14 protein-coding genes are annotated in these 17,322 nt (G+C 70.7%); 8 read left to right on the top strand and 6 right to left on the bottom strand.

All coding sequences use genetic code 11. From position 1 onward, the window contains the following. Positions 1–184 precede the first annotated feature (184 nt). Genes ASG63_RS04635 through ASG63_RS04620 form a run of 4 tightly spaced genes read left to right on the top strand, consistent with a single transcriptional unit; the run spans position 185 to position 7,071 of the window. Positions 185–1,189, top strand: coding sequence for an AAA family ATPase (locus ASG63_RS04635; RefSeq protein ID WP_056212553.1), 1,005 nt, complete (start codon positions 185–187; stop codon positions 1,187–1,189). A gap of 3 nt (positions 1,190–1,192) precedes the next feature. Then, the gene (locus ASG63_RS04630; protein ID WP_056212548.1) at positions 1,193–2,128 is read left to right on the top strand and encodes a DUF58 domain-containing protein; all 936 of its coding nucleotides are present in this window, start codon (positions 1,193–1,195) and stop codon (positions 2,126–2,128) included. A gap of 10 nt (positions 2,129–2,138) precedes the next feature. After that, positions 2,139–4,958, top strand: coding sequence for a DUF4159 domain-containing protein (locus ASG63_RS04625; RefSeq protein ID WP_056212546.1), 2,820 nt, complete (start codon positions 2,139–2,141; stop codon positions 4,956–4,958). A gap of 28 nt (positions 4,959–4,986) precedes the next feature. Continuing rightward, the gene (locus ASG63_RS04620) at positions 4,987–7,071 is read left to right on the top strand and encodes a hypothetical protein (protein WP_056212544.1); all 2,085 of its coding nucleotides are present in this window, start codon (positions 4,987–4,989) and stop codon (positions 7,069–7,071) included. Positions 7,072–7,075: 4 nt separating this feature from the next. Here the strand turns inward: ASG63_RS04620 and ASG63_RS04615 are convergent, their stop codons facing one another. The 5 genes from ASG63_RS04615 to ASG63_RS04595 are packed head-to-tail and all read right to left on the bottom strand — an operon-like array spanning position 7,076 to position 13,362. Next, positions 7,076–7,966 (bottom strand): alpha/beta fold hydrolase, encoded by an 891-nt coding sequence (locus ASG63_RS04615; RefSeq protein ID WP_056212542.1) that lies wholly within the window; start codon positions 7,964–7,966, stop codon positions 7,076–7,078. Between the two features lie 43 nt (positions 7,967–8,009). After that, complete coding sequence (locus ASG63_RS04610; protein ID WP_056212540.1) at positions 8,010–8,513, bottom strand: GNAT family N-acetyltransferase; 504 nt, start codon at positions 8,511–8,513, stop codon at positions 8,010–8,012. Further along, positions 8,510–9,613, bottom strand: coding sequence for a microcin C ABC transporter permease YejB (locus ASG63_RS04605; RefSeq protein ID WP_056212538.1), 1,104 nt, complete (start codon positions 9,611–9,613; stop codon positions 8,510–8,512). The genes ASG63_RS04610 and ASG63_RS04605 overlap by 4 nt, the downstream gene beginning before the upstream one ends. A gap of 9 nt (positions 9,614–9,622) precedes the next feature. After that, positions 9,623–11,482, bottom strand: a complete 1,860-nt coding sequence (locus tag ASG63_RS04600) for an extracellular solute-binding protein (RefSeq protein ID WP_056212537.1) — start codon at positions 11,480–11,482, stop codon at positions 9,623–9,625. Next, the gene (locus ASG63_RS04595) at positions 11,479–13,362 is read right to left on the bottom strand and encodes an extracellular solute-binding protein (RefSeq protein WP_056212535.1); all 1,884 of its coding nucleotides are present in this window, start codon (positions 13,360–13,362) and stop codon (positions 11,479–11,481) included. Before ASG63_RS04595 ends, ASG63_RS04600 begins: the two co-directional genes overlap by 4 nt. 220 nt (positions 13,363–13,582) lie before the next feature. Here ASG63_RS04595 and ASG63_RS04590 point away from each other — a divergent pair, with 220 nt between their 5' ends. Both ASG63_RS04590 and ASG63_RS04585 read left to right on the top strand, forming a co-directional pair. Then, a complete protein-coding gene (locus ASG63_RS04590; protein WP_056212533.1) occupies positions 13,583–13,837 on the top strand; it encodes a hypothetical protein in 255 nt (84 codons plus the stop codon). Further along, on the top strand, positions 13,834–14,079 hold the full coding sequence (locus tag ASG63_RS04585) for a type II toxin-antitoxin system PemK/MazF family toxin (RefSeq protein ID WP_056212531.1): 246 nt from the start codon (positions 13,834–13,836) through the stop codon (positions 14,077–14,079). Before ASG63_RS04590 ends, ASG63_RS04585 begins: the two co-directional genes overlap by 4 nt. 191 nt (positions 14,080–14,270) lie before the next feature. On the opposite strand, the gene ASG63_RS23965 is transcribed toward ASG63_RS04585, so the two are convergent. Then, a complete protein-coding gene (locus tag ASG63_RS23965) occupies positions 14,271–15,149 on the bottom strand; it encodes a c-type cytochrome (RefSeq protein ID WP_082559175.1) in 879 nt (292 codons plus the stop codon). Between the two features lie 315 nt (positions 15,150–15,464). On the opposite strand from ASG63_RS23965, the gene ASG63_RS04575 reads away from it, so the two are divergent. Both ASG63_RS04575 and ASG63_RS04570 read left to right on the top strand, forming a co-directional pair. Beyond that, positions 15,465–16,208 carry a 3-deoxy-manno-octulosonate cytidylyltransferase gene (locus ASG63_RS04575; protein WP_056212529.1) on the top strand — a complete coding sequence of 248 codons (744 nt, stop codon included), beginning with the start codon at positions 15,465–15,467 and terminating at the stop codon, positions 16,206–16,208. Between the two features lie 24 nt (positions 16,209–16,232). Then, positions 16,233–17,090: a prephenate dehydratase gene (locus ASG63_RS04570; RefSeq protein WP_056212528.1), complete on the top strand. Its 858-nt coding sequence runs from the start codon at positions 16,233–16,235 to the stop codon at positions 17,088–17,090. The last annotated feature ends 232 nt before the right edge of the window (positions 17,091–17,322 follow it).

The raw sequence follows: 17,322 nt of genomic DNA, 5'->3' as shown, positions 1-17,322 counted from the left end.
CCGCGCCGCCGAAGGCCAGCGCGCGCAGGTCCGAACCCTGCGTCGTCGCGCCGACCTTGCCAGCGTGCCGCAAAGGGCGCCACACTCCCGGACAGACGGCCGACGCCAGGCCCGCCCCTCGATGGCGCATTCCCGCCGCGCGCGGCCCTCGCCGGCCGATGCGGAGAAGTCAGGACCGAGACGCATGATTCAGGGCTCCCAGTCGGCCACCACCCTCGATGACGGCATCGTCGCCACGGCGGAAGCCTGCCTCGGCTCGGTGGGGCAGGCCCGCGAGGCGATCCACAAGGTCATCTTCGGCCAGGAGCAGGTCGTAGACCTCGCCCTGGTGACGATCCTGGCCGGCGGCCACGGCCTGCTGGTCGGCCTGCCGGGGCTCGCCAAGACCAAGCTGGTCGAGACCCTCGGCACCGTCCTCGGCCTCGATGCCCGCCGGGTGCAGTTCACGCCCGACCTGATGCCGTCCGACATCCTCGGCACCGAGATCCTAGACGAGGACGCCGATCGCCACCGGTCGTTCCGCTTCGTCAGGGGGCCGGTCTTCACCCAGCTGCTCATGGCGGACGAGATCAACCGCGCCAGCCCGCGGACCCAGTCCGCGCTGCTGCAGGCCATGCAGGAGAACTTCGTCTCGGTGGCTGGCGAGCGCCACGACCTGCCGCGCCCGTTCCACGTGCTGGCGACCCAGAACCCGATTGAGCAGGAGGGCACCTATCCGCTGCCCGAGGCCCAGCTCGACCGCTTCCTCCTGGAGATCGACGTCGGCTATCCCGACCGCGCCGCCGAGCGCCGCATCCTGATCGAGACCACCGGCGTCGACGAGCACAAGCCGGTGGCGGTGATGTCCACCGAGTCCCTGCTGACGGCCCAGCGCCTCGTGCGCCGGCTGCCCGTCGGGGATGCGGTGGTCGATGCCATCCTCGACCTCGTGCGCGCCGCCCGTCCCGAGGGCGGCGATCCGTCTCTCAAGGGCAAGCTCCTCTGGGGGCCGGGCCCCCGCGCCAGCCAGGCCCTGACCCTGGCGGCGCGCGCCCGCGCCCTGATCGAGGGCCGCGTCGCCCCGTCCATCGCCGACGTGAAGGCCCTGGCCGAGCCCGTGCTCAAGCACCGCATGGCACTAAGCTTCGCGGCCCGCGCCGATGGCGAGACGATCTCGGGCCTCATCGCCCAGCTCGCCGGCAAGCTCTAGGGCATGGCGATTCCCCGGCCCGGCGGCGGCGCCCCCCAGGTCCTCGACCGGAGCGCCCGCAATCCCGGACGCCGCGAGACCGAGCATGCGCTCGCCCTGGCCGAGCGCATGCCGCGGCTGATCCTCGAATCCCGCCGGGTGTCCTCGACCCTGGCTCATGGCATCCACGGCCGCCGCCGGGCCGGGCCGGGCGAGAGCTTCTGGCAGTTCCGGCCCTTCGTCGCCGGCGAGGCCGCCGCGCGCATCGACTGGCGCCGCTCGGCTCGCGACGATCGGCTCTACGTACGCGAGCGCGAGTGGGAGGCCACCCACAACATCTGGTTCTGGATCGACCGCTCGGCCTCGATGGGCTTTGCTTCGCACCTGGCACAGGCACCCAAAGTGGAGCGCGCGCTGGTGCTCGGCTTCGCCCTGGCCGACGCCCTGGTGGAGGGTGGCGAGCGCACCGGCCTGCTCGGCCTTACCCGCGCCACCGCCTCCCGTCGCATCGTCGAGACCATGGCGCAGGCCCTCGCCGCCGATGCCAAGGGTCAGGACGACGATACTCCGCCGCTCGCCACGCCGGGCCGGTTCGACGAGGCCGTGCTGATCAGCGATTTCCTGTCGCCGCCCGATGCCGTGAAGGCGTCGGTGGACCGGCTCGCCGGCCGAGGCACCCGGGGCCACCTCGTGATGATCGTCGATCCCGTCGAGGAAACCTTTCCGTTCACGGGTCAGGCGGTTTTGCACGACCTCGAGTCGAAGCTCAGCCTCAATGTCGGCGATGCCGGCGCCTGGGGCGAGGCTTATCGGGTGCGGATCGCCGCCCATCGCGATCGCCTCGCGGAGATCGCCCGGACTCAGGGCTGGACCCTGACGATCCATCGCACCGACCGTCCGGCGAGCGAGGCGGCCCTGCGCCTCCTCACCCTCGTCGCCGCCGCGCGCGGGACCGGCTGAGGATCGCCGCATGCTTGGACTGCCCATTACCTTCGCCGCGCCCCTGGCGCTTGCCGCCCTCGTCGCCCTGCCGGCCCTCTGGTTCCTGTTGCGGGTGACCCCGCCGCGCCCGCGCCGCATCGATTTCCCGCCCCTGCGGATCATGGCCGACCTGCTGGGCAAGCGCGAGACGCCGGCCCGGACGCCGCCCTGGCTGCTGATCCTGCGCATCCTCGCCGCCGCCTGCCTGATCCTGGCGGTGTCCGGCCCTGTCTGGAACCCCTCCGGCACGGGCGCCGCCGCGGGGCGCACGCCGCTCCTCGTCGTCCTCGACAACGGCTTCACCGCCGCCCACGATTGGCGCGACCGCCTGCGGGTGGCCACGGACGCGATCGAGAGCGCGGCCCGCGACGGCCGCCCGGTGGCGGTGACGGCCCTGGCCGAGCCGGTGGCGGCCCTGGAAGCCAAGGTCCCGTCCGCGGCCCTGGAGCGCCTGCGTGCCATTGCACCGCGTCCGCATCTGGCCGATCGCGGCGCGCACCTGGCATCGCTCACTGCTTTCCTCGAGCGCAGCCCGAGCACGGCGATCCTCTGGATCAGCGACGGCGTCGCGGGACCGGGCGAGGACACTTTCGCCAAGAGCGTCGCGGACCTCGTCGGCCGGACCGGGGCATCCCTCACCATCCTGAAGGCCGATCAGCCGCCGGCGCTCGCGCTCTCGGCCGCAGAAGTCAGCGGGCAGCTCACCGCGCATGTCCTGCGGGCGGCCCCGAACGGCCGCGACACCGGCCTCGTGCGCGCCGTCGACCAGAAGGGCCTGCCCCTGGCCGAGCACGCCTTCACCTTCGGGGCGAACGCCACCGAGGCCGAGGTCGGGTTCGACCTGCCGGTGGAGCTGCGCAACAGCATCAGCCGGATCGAGGTCGCGGCCGAGCGCTCGGCCGGCGCCGTCACCCTGGTGGACGAGCGCGGCAAGCGCCGCCGCGTCGGCCTCGTCTTCGGCGGAACCAGCGACCAGGCCCAGCCGCTGCTGGCGCCGACCTACTACCTGTCGCGCGCGCTCGGTCCCTACGCCGACGTGCAGGAGCCCCGGGGTGCCAAGGGCATCGCGGAATCCATCGGGCAGCTCCTCGACAACCAGGTCTCGGTCCTCGTCCTCGCCGATGTCGGCGCCCTCGACGGTCCGACCCTGGCCCGTGTCGAGCAGTTCGTCGACGCGGGCGGCCTCCTCCTGCGCTTCGCCGGACCGCGCCTCGCCGCCGGCAACGACCCCCTGGTGCCGGTGCGCCTGCGCCGCGGCGGCCGCACCCTCGGCGGCACCCTCTCGTGGGACAGCCCCAAGACCCTGGCGCCCTTCGCGCCCGAGAGTCCATTCGCCGGTCTGAGCCCACCCGCCGATATCGGCGTGCGCCGGCAGATCCTGGCCGAGCCCGATGGCGACCTGCCGGGTCGGACCTGGGCCTCGCTCCAGGACGGCACGCCCATCGTCACGGCGCAGAAACGTGGCCAGGGCCTCGTCGTGCTCTTCCACGTCACCGCCGATACCACCTGGTCGAACCTGCCCCTGTCGGGCCTGTTCATCGACATGCTGCGCCGGGTGGTGAATCTCGCGGGGGCCAAGGCCCTGCCGGAGGGCGATGCCGCCGCGCGGGCGACCGCCGTGCTGGCGCCGCGCCTCACCCTCGACGGGTTCGGCGCACTCGGGGCGCCGCCGGCCGGCGCCACCGCGGTCTCCGCCGATCATACCGACCGCGCGACGCTGGAACACCCGCCGGGCTTCTACGGCCCGGCCGACGGCGGCATCGCGGTCAACGCCCTCGCGGCGGCGGATCGGTTGAAGCCCCTTGATTTCGCGGCCCTCTCCGGCGCCCGCCTCGGCTCGCTCGCCGGTGCCGAGACCCTCGACCTGCGCGCCACTCTCTTCACCCTGGCCCTGATGCTCCTCATCCTCGACACCCTCGCGGGCCTCTGGCTCGGCGGCTTCCTGCGGCGCGGACGGGGCTTCGTCTCGCGCCCGGCCGCGCTCCTCGTCGCCGGCCTGGCGCTCGGCGCGCTGATCGGCACGCCCGTGCCGGTTCAGGCCCAGCCGACCCCGCCGGTGCGCGCGGGCACCTTCGACTCGGCCCTGGCCACCCGGCTCGCCTACGTGATCACCGGAGATGAGGCGGCGGACACCGCGAGCCGGGCCGGACTTACGGGCCTGACGCAGATGCTGGCGAGCCGCACCGCCCTGGAGCCCGGCGACCCGATCGGGATCGATCCCGCCAAGGACGAGCTCGCCTTCTACCCGCTGATCTACTGGCCCATCGTCGCCGGGCGGCCGCAGCCGAGCGAGACCGCGATCCGGCGCATCGATGCCTTCATGCGCAATGGCGGCACGGTGATCTTCGACACCCGCGACGCGCTCACCGCGCGGCCGGGCGGCCCGCCGACGCTGGAAGGAGCGTATCTCCGCACAATGCTGGCGACCCTGGAGGTCCCCGAACTCGAGCCCGTGCCGCCCGACCACGTCCTGACCAAGGCCTTCTACCTCGTCGACACCTTTCCGGGCCGCTACGCCACCGGCCAGACCTGGGTCGAGACCCTGCCGCCGGCGGGCGAAGGCTCCGAGCGCCGGCCCGCGCGGGCCGGCGACGGCGTCTCGCCGATCGTGATCACGAGCAACGATCTCGCGGCCGCCTGGGCGGTGGGCAAGCGCGGCGAGCCGCTCTATCCCATCGTCGGCGGCGACCAGCGCCAGCGCGAGATGGCCTTCCGCGGCGGCATCAATTTCGTGATCTACACCCTCACCGGCAACTACAAGGCCGACCAGGTCCACGTCCCGGCGCTGCTGGAGCGCCTGGGCCAGTGATGACCCTTTCACCGGAGGCCATCCGCCCATGCTGAGCCTCAGCTTCAGCCCCCTGGTGCCCTGGCCGGTGCTGATCGCCTTCGGCGTGCTCGTCGTGGTCTTCGCCGTGCTGGTCTTCCTGGCCCGGGGCCGCACCGCGATCCTGCGGGCGCTCGCCCTGGCCCTGGTGCTTCTCGCGATCGCCAACCCGTCCCTGGTGCGCGAGGATCGCGAACCGGTGAAGGACATCGCCGCCATCGTGGTCGACCGCTCGGGCTCGCAGGCCCTCGGCGACCGGCCGGCGATGACCGATGCGGTCCGCGCCGAGTTGCAGCGTCGCTTCGGGGCCCTGACCAACATCGAGCCGCGCTTCATCGACGTGCCCGACGCCAAGGAGGGCGACGAGGGCACCCGGCTGTTCACCGCCCTGTCGCAGGCGCTGGCCGACGTGCCGGCCGAGCGCCTGGCGGGCGTCGTCATGCTCACCGACGGCGTGGTCCACGACATCCCGGCCTCGGCGGCGGCCTTGGGCCTCAAGGGGCCGCTCCACGTCCTCGTCACCGGCCATCCGGACGAGCGCGACCGGCAGATCAAGCTGATCGAGGCGCCGCGTTTCGGCATCGTCGGGCGCGACCTCACCATCCGGGCCGAGGTGATGGAGCGGGGCGGAACCGGCAGCGCCACCGTGACCGTCCGCCGCGACGGCGAGGAGGTCGGTCGCCGGACCTTCCCCACCGGCCAGCCTTTTTCCCTGACCATGCGGATCGAGCATGGCGGCCCGAACGTCGTGGAGATCGAGGTCGAGCCGCTTCCCGGCGAGCTCACCACGATCAACAACCGCGCGGTCCTGCCGATCGAGGGCATCCGCGAAAAGCTGCGGGTGCTCCTCGTGTCCGGCGAGCCGCATCAGGGCGAGCGCACCTGGCGCAACCTTCTGAAGTCCGACGCCAACGTCGACCTCGTCCACTTCACCATCCTGCGCCCGCCGGAGAAGCAGGACGGGACGCCGATCTCCGAGCTCTCGTTGATCGCCTTCCCGACGCGCGAATTGTTCGTTCAGAAGATCAAGGATTTCGACCTCATCATCTTCGACCGCTACGCGAACCAGAGCGTGCTGCCCTCGGCGTATTTCGACAACATCGTCCGCTACGTTCGCGAGGGCGGCGCCCTGCTGATCGCGGCCGGACCCGAATTCGCCTCGCCCTCCAGCCTGTCGCGTACGCGGCTGGCCGCGATCCTGCCCGGCGAGCCGAACGGGCGGGTGCTCGAGCAGCCGTATAAGGCGGCCCTCACGAACATCGGCAACCGCCATCCGGTGACCCGCGCCCTGCCGGGCTCGGAGGCCTCGCCGCCGGCCTGGGGGGACTGGCTCCGCATCGTCTCGACGCAGGTGAGGCCCGGCATCCAGCCCATCCTGCAGGGTCCGAACGCCCTGCCGCTGCTGGCCCTGTCGCGCGAGGAGAAGGGCCGGGTCGCCCTGCTCACCTCGGACCATGCCTGGCTGTGGGCGCGCGGATACCAGGAGGGCGGGCCCTATCTGGATCTGCTGCGGCGGCTCGGTCACTGGCTGATGAAGGAGCCGGCCCTGGAGGAGGAGGCCCTGCGGGCCCAGACCACGGGGCACGGGCGCGAGGTCCGCGTGGAGCGCCAGACCATGGCCGACACGGCCGAGCCCGTCTCCGTAACGGGTCCGACCGGTCGCCAGCGCACCCTGACGCTGACCCAGGGTGAGCCGGGCCTGTTCTCGACGACCTTCGAGGCGACCGAGCTCGGCCTCCACACCCTGCGGTCCGGCAGCCTCGTCGCCTTCGTCAGCGTCGGTCCGCCGAACCCGCGTGAACTCGCCGACGTCTTCAGCGACACCGAGCGCCTGAAGGCGCTCGCCGAAGGCACCGGCGGCTCGATCCGCCGAATCGCGGACGCCGCCGGAGGCACGGTGGTGCCACGCCTGCAGTCCGTCCGCAGCGGCCGTCTCGGCGGGGCCGACTGGATCGGTTTCCGCCCCAGCGACAGTGCCAACATCCGCGGCGTCGAGGTCTATCCCCTCGCCCTCGGCCTCTGGGCGCTCGTTGCCCTGGCCGGTGCCGTGTTGGCGATGTGGCTGGTGGAGGGCCGGCGCGGACGGGCCGTGTGATGCGTCACGCCGGCAGCCGCTCGAAGAATCGCGCGATCTCGGCCGCAGCCCGGTCGGGGTCCTCCCGGTGAGGGAAGTGGCCCACGCCGGGCATCGGCGCGAGGTCGAGGTCCGAGAATGTCTCGCCGAGGCGATCCGTCCAGGCGTAGGGGAAGAGCGGGTCGGAAACGCCCCAGCGGACGCAGGTCGGCACGGCGATCGGGGGCAGCACGGGCGCCTCGCCACGAATCATCGCCAAGCGGCCGGCCTGTGAACTGACGTACCAGTTGAATCCGCCCTGAAGGTTGCCGGGGGCGAGGAAGTTGTCGGTGAAGGCGTCGAGCACATCGTCGAACGCGGCCGGGTTCCCGCCGGCCCAGTGGTGCAGGAAGTGACCGATATAGAGCCGGCAGCCCTCGCGCGAGGCCCCGACCTGCGCCGCCGCGAACGGCTTCACGTGGTAGGATTGATACCAGATTTCGGCGAGCATTTCAGGTGCGGCGAGGCGCGGGCCGATGCCCGGATAGGGGCAATTGAAGGTGAAGAGCCCCGTGAGGCGTTGCGGGGCCGCCCGGCCGAGGGCCTGCCCCACGTAGGCCCCGACATCGTGGCCGACGACGCCGACGCGGTCGAGGCCGAGGGCATCGAGCAGCGCCACGACATCGTCGGCGTGCACCTCCGCGCCGGCCTTGGCGGACGGCAGCGCATCCGGCTTCTCGCTGGCGCCGAAGCCGCGCAGATCCGGTGCGATGAGCTCGAAGCGGCCAGCGAGGCGCCGCATCACCGGCTCCCAGGTCAGCCAGAATTCCGGCCAGCCGTGCAGCAGCACCAGCGGGCGGCCGTGCCCGAGCCGCGCCACGTGGAGGGCGACGCCGTTCGCCGTGATCGTGTCGTGCCGGATTGCCGTCGCGTCCATCGTTTCCGTCCCTGCCGGCGCCGGGTCGGCGCCCTCGGCGGAGTCAACGCCGGCGGAGGGCGGTGACGTTCCCCGAGACCGTTACGGCCGCGCCCGCGCGCAGTTCGCGCCAGAGGAAGCGGGCCGGGTCGACGGGGGAGGGCGGAATGAGACGCCCGGACGGGATCGGCGCGAAGCCGAAGCGCCGGTAGTAGGGCGCGTCGCCGATCAGGATGACGAGGCCGTGGCCGGCGGAGGTCGCCGCGTCGAGGCAGGCCGTCATCAGGGCGGCGCCGATACCGCGCCCCTCGAAGCTGGGATCGACGGTGAGCGGCCCGAGCACGAGGAGCGGATCGCCCGCCTCGGCCGGACCCACCCGCACCGAGCCGACGAGGTAGGTCGCCACCAGGGCGGTGAAGCAGAGCTCGGCGACCGGTGCGGTCCCCTCGCGCAGGCGGTAGGCCGTGCGGGCGAAGCGGCCCGGACCGAACGCGCGGGCATGGAGCCGTTCGATCGACTCGGCGTCGCCCGCGTGCTCGTGCCGGATGACGAGGGGGAGGGTGGTCACGTCGCCCGAGCCGAGAAATCGATGCGCGGATCGATCCAGGTGTAGATCAGGTCGGAGAGCAGGTTCACCGCCAGCCCGAGCAGGGAGAAGATGTACAGGGTCGCGAACACTACCGGATAGTCGCGCCCGACGATCGAGGTGAAGGACAGGAGCCCGAGCCCGTCGAGGGAAAAGATCGTCTCGATCAGCAGCGAGCCCGTGAAGAAGGCCGAGATGAAGGCCGCCGGAAAGCCCGCGATGACGATCAGCATGGCGTTGCGGAAGACGTGCCCGTACAGCACCCGCCGCTCGGACAGGCCCTTCATCCGGGCCGTGAGCACGTACTGCTTGCGGATTTCGTCGAGGAACGAGTTCTTGGTCAGCAGGGTCGAGGTCGCGAAGGCGCCGAGCACCAGGGCCGCCAGGGGCAGCGTCATGTGCCAGGCGTAGTCGACCACCTTGCCCCAAAGGCTCAGGGATTCGAAGTTCTCGCTGGTCAGGCCCCGGATCGGGAAGATCTGCACGAAGGACCCGCCCGCGAACAGAATGATCAGCGCGATGCCGAACAGGAAGCTCGGGATCGCGTAGCCGATGATGACCACGGTCGAGGTCCAGAGGTCGAAGCGCGAACCGTCGTGCACCGCCTTGCGGATGCCCAGCGGAATCGAGATCGCGTAGGAGATCAGGGTCATCCAGAGGCCCAGCGAGATCGACACCGGCAGGCGCTCGCGGATCAGCTGCAGCACCGATACGTCGCGGAAATAGCTGTTGCCGAAATCGAACCGGACGTAATCCCAGATCATCTTGGCGAAGCGTTCGGGCGCCGGCTTGTCGAAGCCGAATTGCTGCTCGAGCTTTTTGATGAAGGCCGGATCGAGCCCCTGCGCGCCGCGGTAGCGGGCATTCGCCTCGCCTCCGCCGCCGCTGCGGGCGGCGCCGCCGAGGTCGCCGGCCCCGCCGGTCACCCGCGACAGGCTTCCCTCGTTCTGGCCCTGGAGCTGGGCCAGCACCCGCTCCACCGGGCCGCCGGGGGCGAACTGCACGATGACGAAGGTGATGAGCATGATCCCGAAGATGGTCGGGACCATGAGCGCGATGCGGCGCAGAATGTAGCCGAGCACGGGTGTCCCTCAGGTTCGGCCGATGCGCCGGGCCTTGGCGGCATCGTACCACCAGACGCTCGGCGCGCCGAGATCGTAGGTCGGCCCCTTGGCCGGGCGGCCGTAGACGTCCCAGAGGGCCAGCCGGTGATCGGCCTTGTACCACATGGGTACCCAGTAGCGGCCGGCCCGCAGCACCCGGTCGAGGGCGCGCGCGGCGTGGATCATGTCGGTGCGAGAGGTCGCCTCCGTCACCCGCTCGATCAGGGCGTCGATGGCAGGGTTCGCGATGCCCGCCAGGTTGCTCGAGCCGGGCGTGCCGGCGGCGCGCGACCCGTAGGCCTCTCGGAGTTCGGGCCCCGGCGTGAGCCCGCTGGCGAAGCGGCGGGCGGTGAGGTCGAAGTCGAAATCCTTGACCCGAGCCTGGTACTGCGACGGATCGACCAGCCGGATGCTGGCGCGGATGCCGATCAGGCCGAGGTTGCGGATGAAGGGCTGCGTCACCGGCTGGAACACCGGGTCGTTGTCGAGGAACTCGATTTCCAGCGGCTTGCCTGAAGCCAAGCGGATCACGCCGCCGTCGCGGGTGCAGCCGGCTTCCCGCAGCAGGGCCACGGCGCGGCTGAGCAGGGCGCGGTCCTGGCCCGAACCGTCTGAATTCGGCGGGCTCCAGGCCTCGCCGAAGACCTCCGCCGGCAGGTCGCCCCGCATCGGGTCGAGGAGGGACAGTTCCTCCGGCGCCGGGCGGCCGGTGGCCTTCAAGTCCGAGTTCTCGAAATAGGAGGCCGTGCGGAGATAGGCGCCGTACATCAGGTTGGCGTTCGACCACTTGAAGTCGAAGCACAGGCCGATCGCCTCGCGTACCCGGGGATCGCGAAAGGACTCGCGGCGGGTGTTCATCCACCAGCCCTGCGTGCCCGAGGGACGGGCATCGGGCACCGTCTCCTTGCGGACGCGGCCCTCCTGCACGGCGGGGAAGTCGTAGCCCGTGGCCCAGACCCGGGCGGTGAACTCCTCGCGGAAGGTGAAGGCGCCGCCCTTGAAGGCCTCGAACGCGACCTGGCGATCGCGGAAATACTCGTACCGGATGGCGTCGAAATTATTCTGGCCCACATTCACCGGCAGCTCGGCGCCCCAGTAATCCTTCACCCGCTCCAGCTCGATGAAGCGGCCCGCCTCCACGCGGCCCACCTGGTAGGGCCCCGAGCCCAGGGGTGGCTCCAGGGAGGAGGCCTCGAAATCGCGCTTGGCGTAGTAGGTGGCGGAGAACACCGGCAGGGTGGCGACGAAGAGGGGCAGATCGCGGCTGCGGCCGGGCGCGAAGCGCAGGGTCACCGTGGCGTCGTCCTCGGCGACGGCCTCGGCGAGGTCGCGGATCACCTGCGAGATCTCGGGGTGGCCCTTCTCCTTCAGGAGGCGCATCGACGCCGCCACGTCATGGGCGGTGAGGCGCGCGCCATCGTGGAAGCGGGCCTGCGGCCGCAAGCTGAAGCGGTAGGTCAGCCCATCCTCGGAAATCTCCACCGAGCGGGCGAGGAGCCCGTAGAGGGCGTCCGGCTCGTCGAGGGCGCGGACCATCAGCGAGTCGAAGGTCAGGTTCATGCCGGCGGCGCCGTCGCCGCGCAGGACGTAGATGTTCAGGGTGTTGAAGGTGTCGGAGGCCTGGTTGCCCAGGGTGGCGGCGAGCTGCGCCGAGAAGCGCCCCCCCCGCGGCGCGTCCGGGTTGACGTAGTCGAAGTTCGGGAAGTCGGCCGGGTATTTCAGGTCGCCGAAGCTCGACAGGCCGTGGCTGGTGCGGGCCGCCGCCCGGACGGGGGGCGGCAGCACCAGGGTCGCCCCGAGGGCACCGGCGCCTGCGACGACCGCACGCCGGGTCGGGCCGGCGCTCAACGCGGGGCCCCGGTCTTGGCCGCCAGGGCTTCGTCGTACCACCAGGTCGCGGGGAAGCCCGAGCTGCCGTATTTCGGAAGCACCGCCGGGTGCCCGAAGCGGTTCCAGCGCAGGGTGCGCGAGACGTTCGAGCCCCATTGCGGCACGACGAAGTTGTGGGCCAGCAGCACCCGGTCGAGGGCGTGAGTCGCCGCCAGCACGGCCGGGCGATCCTTCGCGAAAATTACCTTCTCCACCAGGGCGTCGACGCCTGCGTCCTTGATGCCGATGAGGTTGCGCGAGCCGGCCTTGTCGGCGGAGGCCGAACCCCAGTACTCGCGCTGCTCGTTGCCCGGGGAGAGGGATTCCGGCCACGAACTCGTGGTGATGTCGAAATCGAAGGCGCGCAGGCGGTTCTGGTACTGGGCCTGGTCGATGACCCGCAGGGTGCTGTTGATGCCGATGAGCTTCAACTGCGCCGCGTAGGGCAGCACGACCCGCTCGAACACGCTCTGGAATTCCAGGAACTCGACGGTGAGCGGCTCGCCGCTCTTGACGTCGGTCATCTGGCCGTTTCGCAGCTCGTAGCCGGCCTGCTTCAGGAGGCCGACGGCCTCGCGCAGATTGGCGCGCACCGCGTCCGGCGTGCCGTTGACGGGGTTCGTGTAGGGCGTGGTGAAGACGGAAGGAGGGACCTTGTCCTTCACGCCGTCAAGGATCGCCAGCTCGTCTCCCTGGGGCAGGCCGGACGAGGCCAGCTCCGAGCCGAAATAATAGGAGTCGATCCGCTTGTAGAGGCCGAAGAACAGCGACCGGTTCATCTCCTCGAAGTTCATTGCGAGATTGAAGGCTCGGCGCACCCGCGGATCGGCGAACTTCGCCCGGCGGGTGTTCAACACGAAGGCCTGCATGTTGCCGTTGCCGCGATCCGGGAACTCCTCCTTGATCAGGCGGCCCTCCTTCACGGCGGGGAAAGTGTCGTAGGCGGTGGCCCAGTTGCGCGCCACGTTCTCGGCCCGGAAGTCGAACAGGTCGCCCTTCAGCGCCTCGATCAGCACCGTCGCGTCGCGAAAATACTCGTTGCGCATCGTGCCGAAATTGTTGCGGCCGACATTCACCGGCAGGTCCTTGCCCCAGTAATCGGCTACCCGCTCGTAGGTGGCGCTGCGCCCGGCCTCGAACTTCGCCAAGCGGTAGGGTCCCGAGCCCAGGGGGATCTCGAGGGTGGTCTGGGTGACATCGCGCGGCCGCCCCTGCGCGTCGGTACCGGTCCACCAGTGCTTGGGCAGCACCCGCAGCTGGCCGAGTACCTGCGGCAGCTCGCGGTTGCCGGCTTCCGAGAAGGTGAAGGTCACCTCGCGCGGGCCGGTGACGACGGCCTTGGTCACGGTCTGGTAATAGGCCGAATAGAAGGGGCTGTTCGCCTTCAGGACGTCGAAGGACCAGACCACGTCCTCCGGTGTGATCGGCTGGCCGTCATGCCAGCGGCCCCCTTCGCGCAGGCGGTAGGAAACGGCGGACAGGTCGTCGGCGAGGCGCACGCCGTCGGCCAGGAGGCCGTAGGACGTGAACGGCTCGTCGGCCGATTCCGTCATCAGGGTATCGTAGATCTGGACGATCCCGCCCTCGAGATCGCCCTTCAGACCCGAGACCACGTAGTTGAAGTTGTCGAAGCCCCCCTGAGCCCCCAGCCGCACGAGGCCGCCCTTCGGCGCGCTCGGGTCGGCATAATCGAAATGCTTGAAGTCGGGGCCGTATTTCGGTTCGCCCATCAGCGTGATCGCGGGCATCCAGGCGCCCTTCGGCGCGGCGGGATCCGGATCGGGGGCGGCCCGGGCGGGCAGGCCACAGGCCAGGAAGGCGAGGGTGGCGACGAGGCGTCCGATCAGGGCAATTCGCATCACGGGCAGGCGGTCTCCGGATTCCGGGTGCGCGGGTCCGCCGCCGCACCGGCGACGGCAGGCGAGTGTTCTAGGACGGACCGGCCGCGAACGCCAAGCCGGCGCGTGCGCGCACGGCCCCGTCCCGATTTGCGAGCGAGCGACCGCGGCGCGGCGCCTCAAGCCATAAGCCCGGTGGTATGCTTCCCATGTACGACAGAAGCGTCATGAAGGAGCCATCATGGCCCAGGACAGCGCGGTTTTGCAGGTACGGCTTGATGAGCGCTTGAAGCAGGCCTTCGCGGATGCGGCGTGGCGGGACAGCACCACCCCGTCCGGGGCGCTGCGCGCCCTCGTTCAAGCCTACGTGCACGAGAGCCGCCGGAAGGAGGCGCAGCGGCAGAGCCGGCTGGTCGCCGCCGCGCCCGACGCGGATGAGACGGAGGCTCTGATCGCCGACCTACAAGATCTCGGGGATGCGGAAGCTCGGCCGTGACCGGACGGCAGGCGATCGTGATCCTCGCCACCAAGGGAAGCTATACGAGCAAACCGCGACCGTGCGTGGTCATCCAGGCGGACAGCTTTCTCCACACGGACAGCCTCACGCTGTGCCTGATGACGAGCGCGCGTGTGCTGGGGGCGCCGATGCTCCGGATCGACGTTGAGCCGAGGCCAGCCAACGGACTTCGCGAACCCTGCCAGATCCAGGTCGACAAGATCGTCACGGTCCCGGCGTGAAGGTCGGGAGCATCTTCGGGCGTCTGGAGGACGCCTACATGCGCCGCCTCGAAGAAGCCGTGCAAGAATTCCTCGACCTCGACCGCTGACGCAGGGTTACCTCGAACGAAGAGGCCGGGCTCTGGCCCGGCCTTGGTCACTCTCCAGATATCTCGCTCAGAGCATCTCGGTCCGCGGCGAAGACAGTCGTCTTACTGCCCGGCCGGCTTCTCGGCCGGCACGGTTGCGGCCGGAGCGGGCGGCGCGGCGGGGGCTGCCCCGACCGGGGTATCGTCGGCGGGCTTCACGGATGCCGGCTTGTTCGCCTCTTCGCCCGCAACGGTGGGCTTGGCGGCCGTCGCCGGGTTGGCGACCTCCGGCTTCTGGTCCTCGGTCGACTTGGAGGCGTCCGCAGGTTTCGGCGCCTGCTCGCGCCGCACTTCCGCCGCGGGCTTCGACTCGGGATGGGGCTTGGCCTCGGCCGGCTTGGCATCCCCGGTCTTTGCGGCGGCCGGTTGGGCTTCGGCCGGCTTGTCGCCCTCGGCCTTCTTCTCCACGGCCGGCAGCGGCGCCGGGGTATCGGCGAGGCTGTGCAGGTAAAGGATCACGTCGGCGCGCTCGGTCGGCGAGGTGATGCCCGCGAAGGCCATCTTGGTCCCGGGGACGTAGCCCTTCGGGTTGGTCAGGAAATGGTCGAGTTCGTCGTAGGTCCAGGTGCCGCCCTTCTCCTTGAGCGCGGCCGAGTACTCGAAGCCGGGCTCGTGGGCGCGCTGGCGGTCGACGACGCCCCAGAGATGGGGGCCGACCTTGTTCGGGCCGCCCTTCTCGAAGCTGTGGCAGGAGGCGCACTTCTTGGCCGCGGCCTGGCCCTTCTCGACGGTGGCGCTGGCCAAACGGATCGGCAGGGGCTCGGCCTTCGCCTCGGGCGCGGCGCCACCGGCAGCCTTCGGCTGCGGCTCGGGCAGGGCATAGCCTGCATTGCCCGCGGGCTTGGGATGATAGATCAGCTCGGCGACGAAGCCCGACCCCACGGCGAACAGCAGCGCGCCGAGCGCGGCACCCGCGACCTTGTTCAGCTCGAAAGAGTCCATTCTCGACAACTCCGGTGCGGCCGGCCTGAGGGGGAGAATTCAGGGCGAAGTCCAGCGCGTACCTGTGCCGGACTTTGGAAACGGTCGAGGGTGCTTAGCCGCTGAAGCCCGACCTTGACAATGGCCGAGTCACGCTTCGCGTAGTCGCAGACGAGCAGGTGTCGCCGCCATCCCTCACTTCTTCAGACGCGGGCGGGCACATCCGGTTCCCGCCTCGCCCGACGCGGCTTTCCCGGCCCGGCGCCACATCGCCAGCATGACAACCCGAGGCGCCGCTGGTAAGCACCGGCCCCAGCCGGAGCAGGGCCCAGACCGATGTCCGATCCCATCGTCCTCATTCCCGCGCGCATGGCCGCGACCCGCCTGCCCAACAAGCCGATGGCCGATCTCGCCGGAGAGCCGATGATCGTGCATGTCTGGCGCCGCGCCGTGGAGGCCGGCATCGGCCCCGTGGTGGTGGCCACCGACACGCCCGACATCGTCGAGACCATCGAGGCCGTGGGCGGCCTCGCGGTCCTGACCCGGGCCGACCATCCCTCCGGATCGGATCGTCTGGCCGAGGCCCTGGAGATCATCGATCCGCAGGGCAACCACGACGTGGTGGTCAATGTCCAGGGCGACTTACCGACCATCGACCCGGGCATCATCGGCGCGGCGATCCTGCCGCTGGCCGACCGCTCCGTCGACATCGCCACCCTCTGCGCCATCATCACCGAGGATTCCGAGCGGCGTGATCCCAACGTGGTCAAGCTCGTCGGCCACACGGTGGGCACCCGCCGCCTGCGCGCGCTCTACTTCACCCGCGCCGAGGCGCCCTGGGGGGAGGGGCCGCTCTACCATCACATCGGCCTCTACGCCTATCGCCGGAAGGCGCTCGCCCGCTTCATGGCCCTGCCGCCCGGCGAGCTCGAGACCCGCGAGAGGCTGGAGCAGCTCCGCGCCCTCGAGGCCGGGATGCGCATCGACGCCATCGTCGTCGACGACCTGCCTCTGGGTGTCGACACCCCCGCCGACCTTGCGCGCGCCCGCGCCATCCTGTCGGCCCGCCGCCTGAACTGAAGCGCCCCGGAAAGACCAGCCCGCATGCCCCAGCACATCGTCTCCTACCAGGGCGAGCCCGGCGCGAACTCCCACATCATCTGCGCCCAGGCCTATCCGGACTGGACCCCGCTGCCGTGCCCCACCTTCGAGGACGCCTTCGCGGCCGTGAAGGAGGGCCGCGCGACGCGGGCGATGATACCCATCGAGAACTCGATCGCCGGCCGGGTGGCGGACATCCACCACCTGATCCCGACCTCGGGCCTGCATATCGTCGCCGAGCACTTCCTGCCGATCCATTTCCAGCTGATGGTCCTGCCCGGCACGTCCGTGGCGCAGATTCGGACGGTGCACAGCCACGTCCACGCCCTCGGGCAGTGCCGCAAGATCATCCGGCGTCTCGGCGTCCGCCCCATCGTGGCCGGCGACACGGCAGGCGCCGCCCGCGAGGTGGCGGAGGCGGGCGATCCCACGCGCGGCGCTCTCGCCCCCGCGCTGGCGGCCGAGGTCTACGGCCTCGACATCCTGGAGCACGACGTCGAGGACGAGAGCCACAACACCACCCGCTTCGTCGTGTTCTCGCCCGAGCCCGAGCCGGTCTCGCCCGAGGCCGGCCCGATGGTCACGAGCTTCGTGTTCCGGGTCCGCAACATTCCGGCGGCCCTCTACAAGGCGCTGGGCGGCTTCGCGACGAACGGCGTGAACATGTCGAAACTCGAGAGCTACATGGTCGACGGCCAGTTCGTCGCGACCCAGTTCTACGCCGAGGTGGATGGCCATCCGGAGGAGCCGGGCCTGTCGCGGGCGCTGGCCGAACTCGGATACTTCTCGCGCGAATTGCGGATCATCGGGACCTACCCGGCGCATCCCTACCGTGAGGCGAGCCGCATCGCCGCGGAATAGGGGCTCCGCCCCGTCGCTCCCTCGGCAAGGGCAGGATCGCACCGGGGCCGGCCGCCGCCATGCCGCGGCGGATGGCCCTCGTGGCCGTTCCGCGGGCCTGGGCCGCGCGTTCGGTGTGCGGCAGCCGACCCATGGGCATCCTTCCACAACCGGCACGATGATACACGGCGCCAGCCTCCGCGCGGGGTCCAGTCACCGTCACACGTCCGAACCGACATTTTATTCCCTGGTA

The organism is Methylobacterium sp. Leaf94, from assembly GCF_001426045.1.
Classification (GTDB): Bacteria; Pseudomonadota; Alphaproteobacteria; order Rhizobiales; family Beijerinckiaceae; genus Methylobacterium.
The sequence above is the reverse complement of the archived record's forward strand: the minus strand, read 5'-3'. Positions and strand labels throughout refer to the sequence as shown.

Coding starts and splice junctions, on each gene's coding strand:
- ASG63_RS04630 (WP_056212548.1), top strand. CDS start 1,193: ATGGCGATTCCCCGGCCCGGCGGCGGCGCCCCCCAGGTCCTCGACCGG.
- ASG63_RS04635 (WP_056212553.1), top strand. CDS start 185: ATGATTCAGGGCTCCCAGTCGGCCACCACCCTCGATGACGGCATCGTC.
- ASG63_RS04620 (WP_056212544.1), top strand. CDS start 4,987: ATGCTGAGCCTCAGCTTCAGCCCCCTGGTGCCCTGGCCGGTGCTGATC.
- ASG63_RS23965 (WP_082559175.1), bottom strand. CDS start 15,149: ATGGACTCTTTCGAGCTGAACAAGGTCGCGGGTGCCGCGCTCGGCGCG.
- ASG63_RS04625 (WP_056212546.1), top strand. CDS start 2,139: ATGCTTGGACTGCCCATTACCTTCGCCGCGCCCCTGGCGCTTGCCGCC.
- ASG63_RS04570 (WP_056212528.1), top strand. CDS start 16,233: ATGCCCCAGCACATCGTCTCCTACCAGGGCGAGCCCGGCGCGAACTCC.
- ASG63_RS04595 (WP_056212535.1), bottom strand. CDS start 13,362: ATGCGAATTGCCCTGATCGGACGCCTCGTCGCCACCCTCGCCTTCCTG.
- ASG63_RS04575 (WP_056212529.1), top strand. CDS start 15,465: ATGTCCGATCCCATCGTCCTCATTCCCGCGCGCATGGCCGCGACCCGC.
- ASG63_RS04615 (WP_056212542.1), bottom strand. CDS start 7,966: ATGGACGCGACGGCAATCCGGCACGACACGATCACGGCGAACGGCGTC.
- ASG63_RS04590 (WP_056212533.1), top strand. CDS start 13,583: ATGGCCCAGGACAGCGCGGTTTTGCAGGTACGGCTTGATGAGCGCTTG.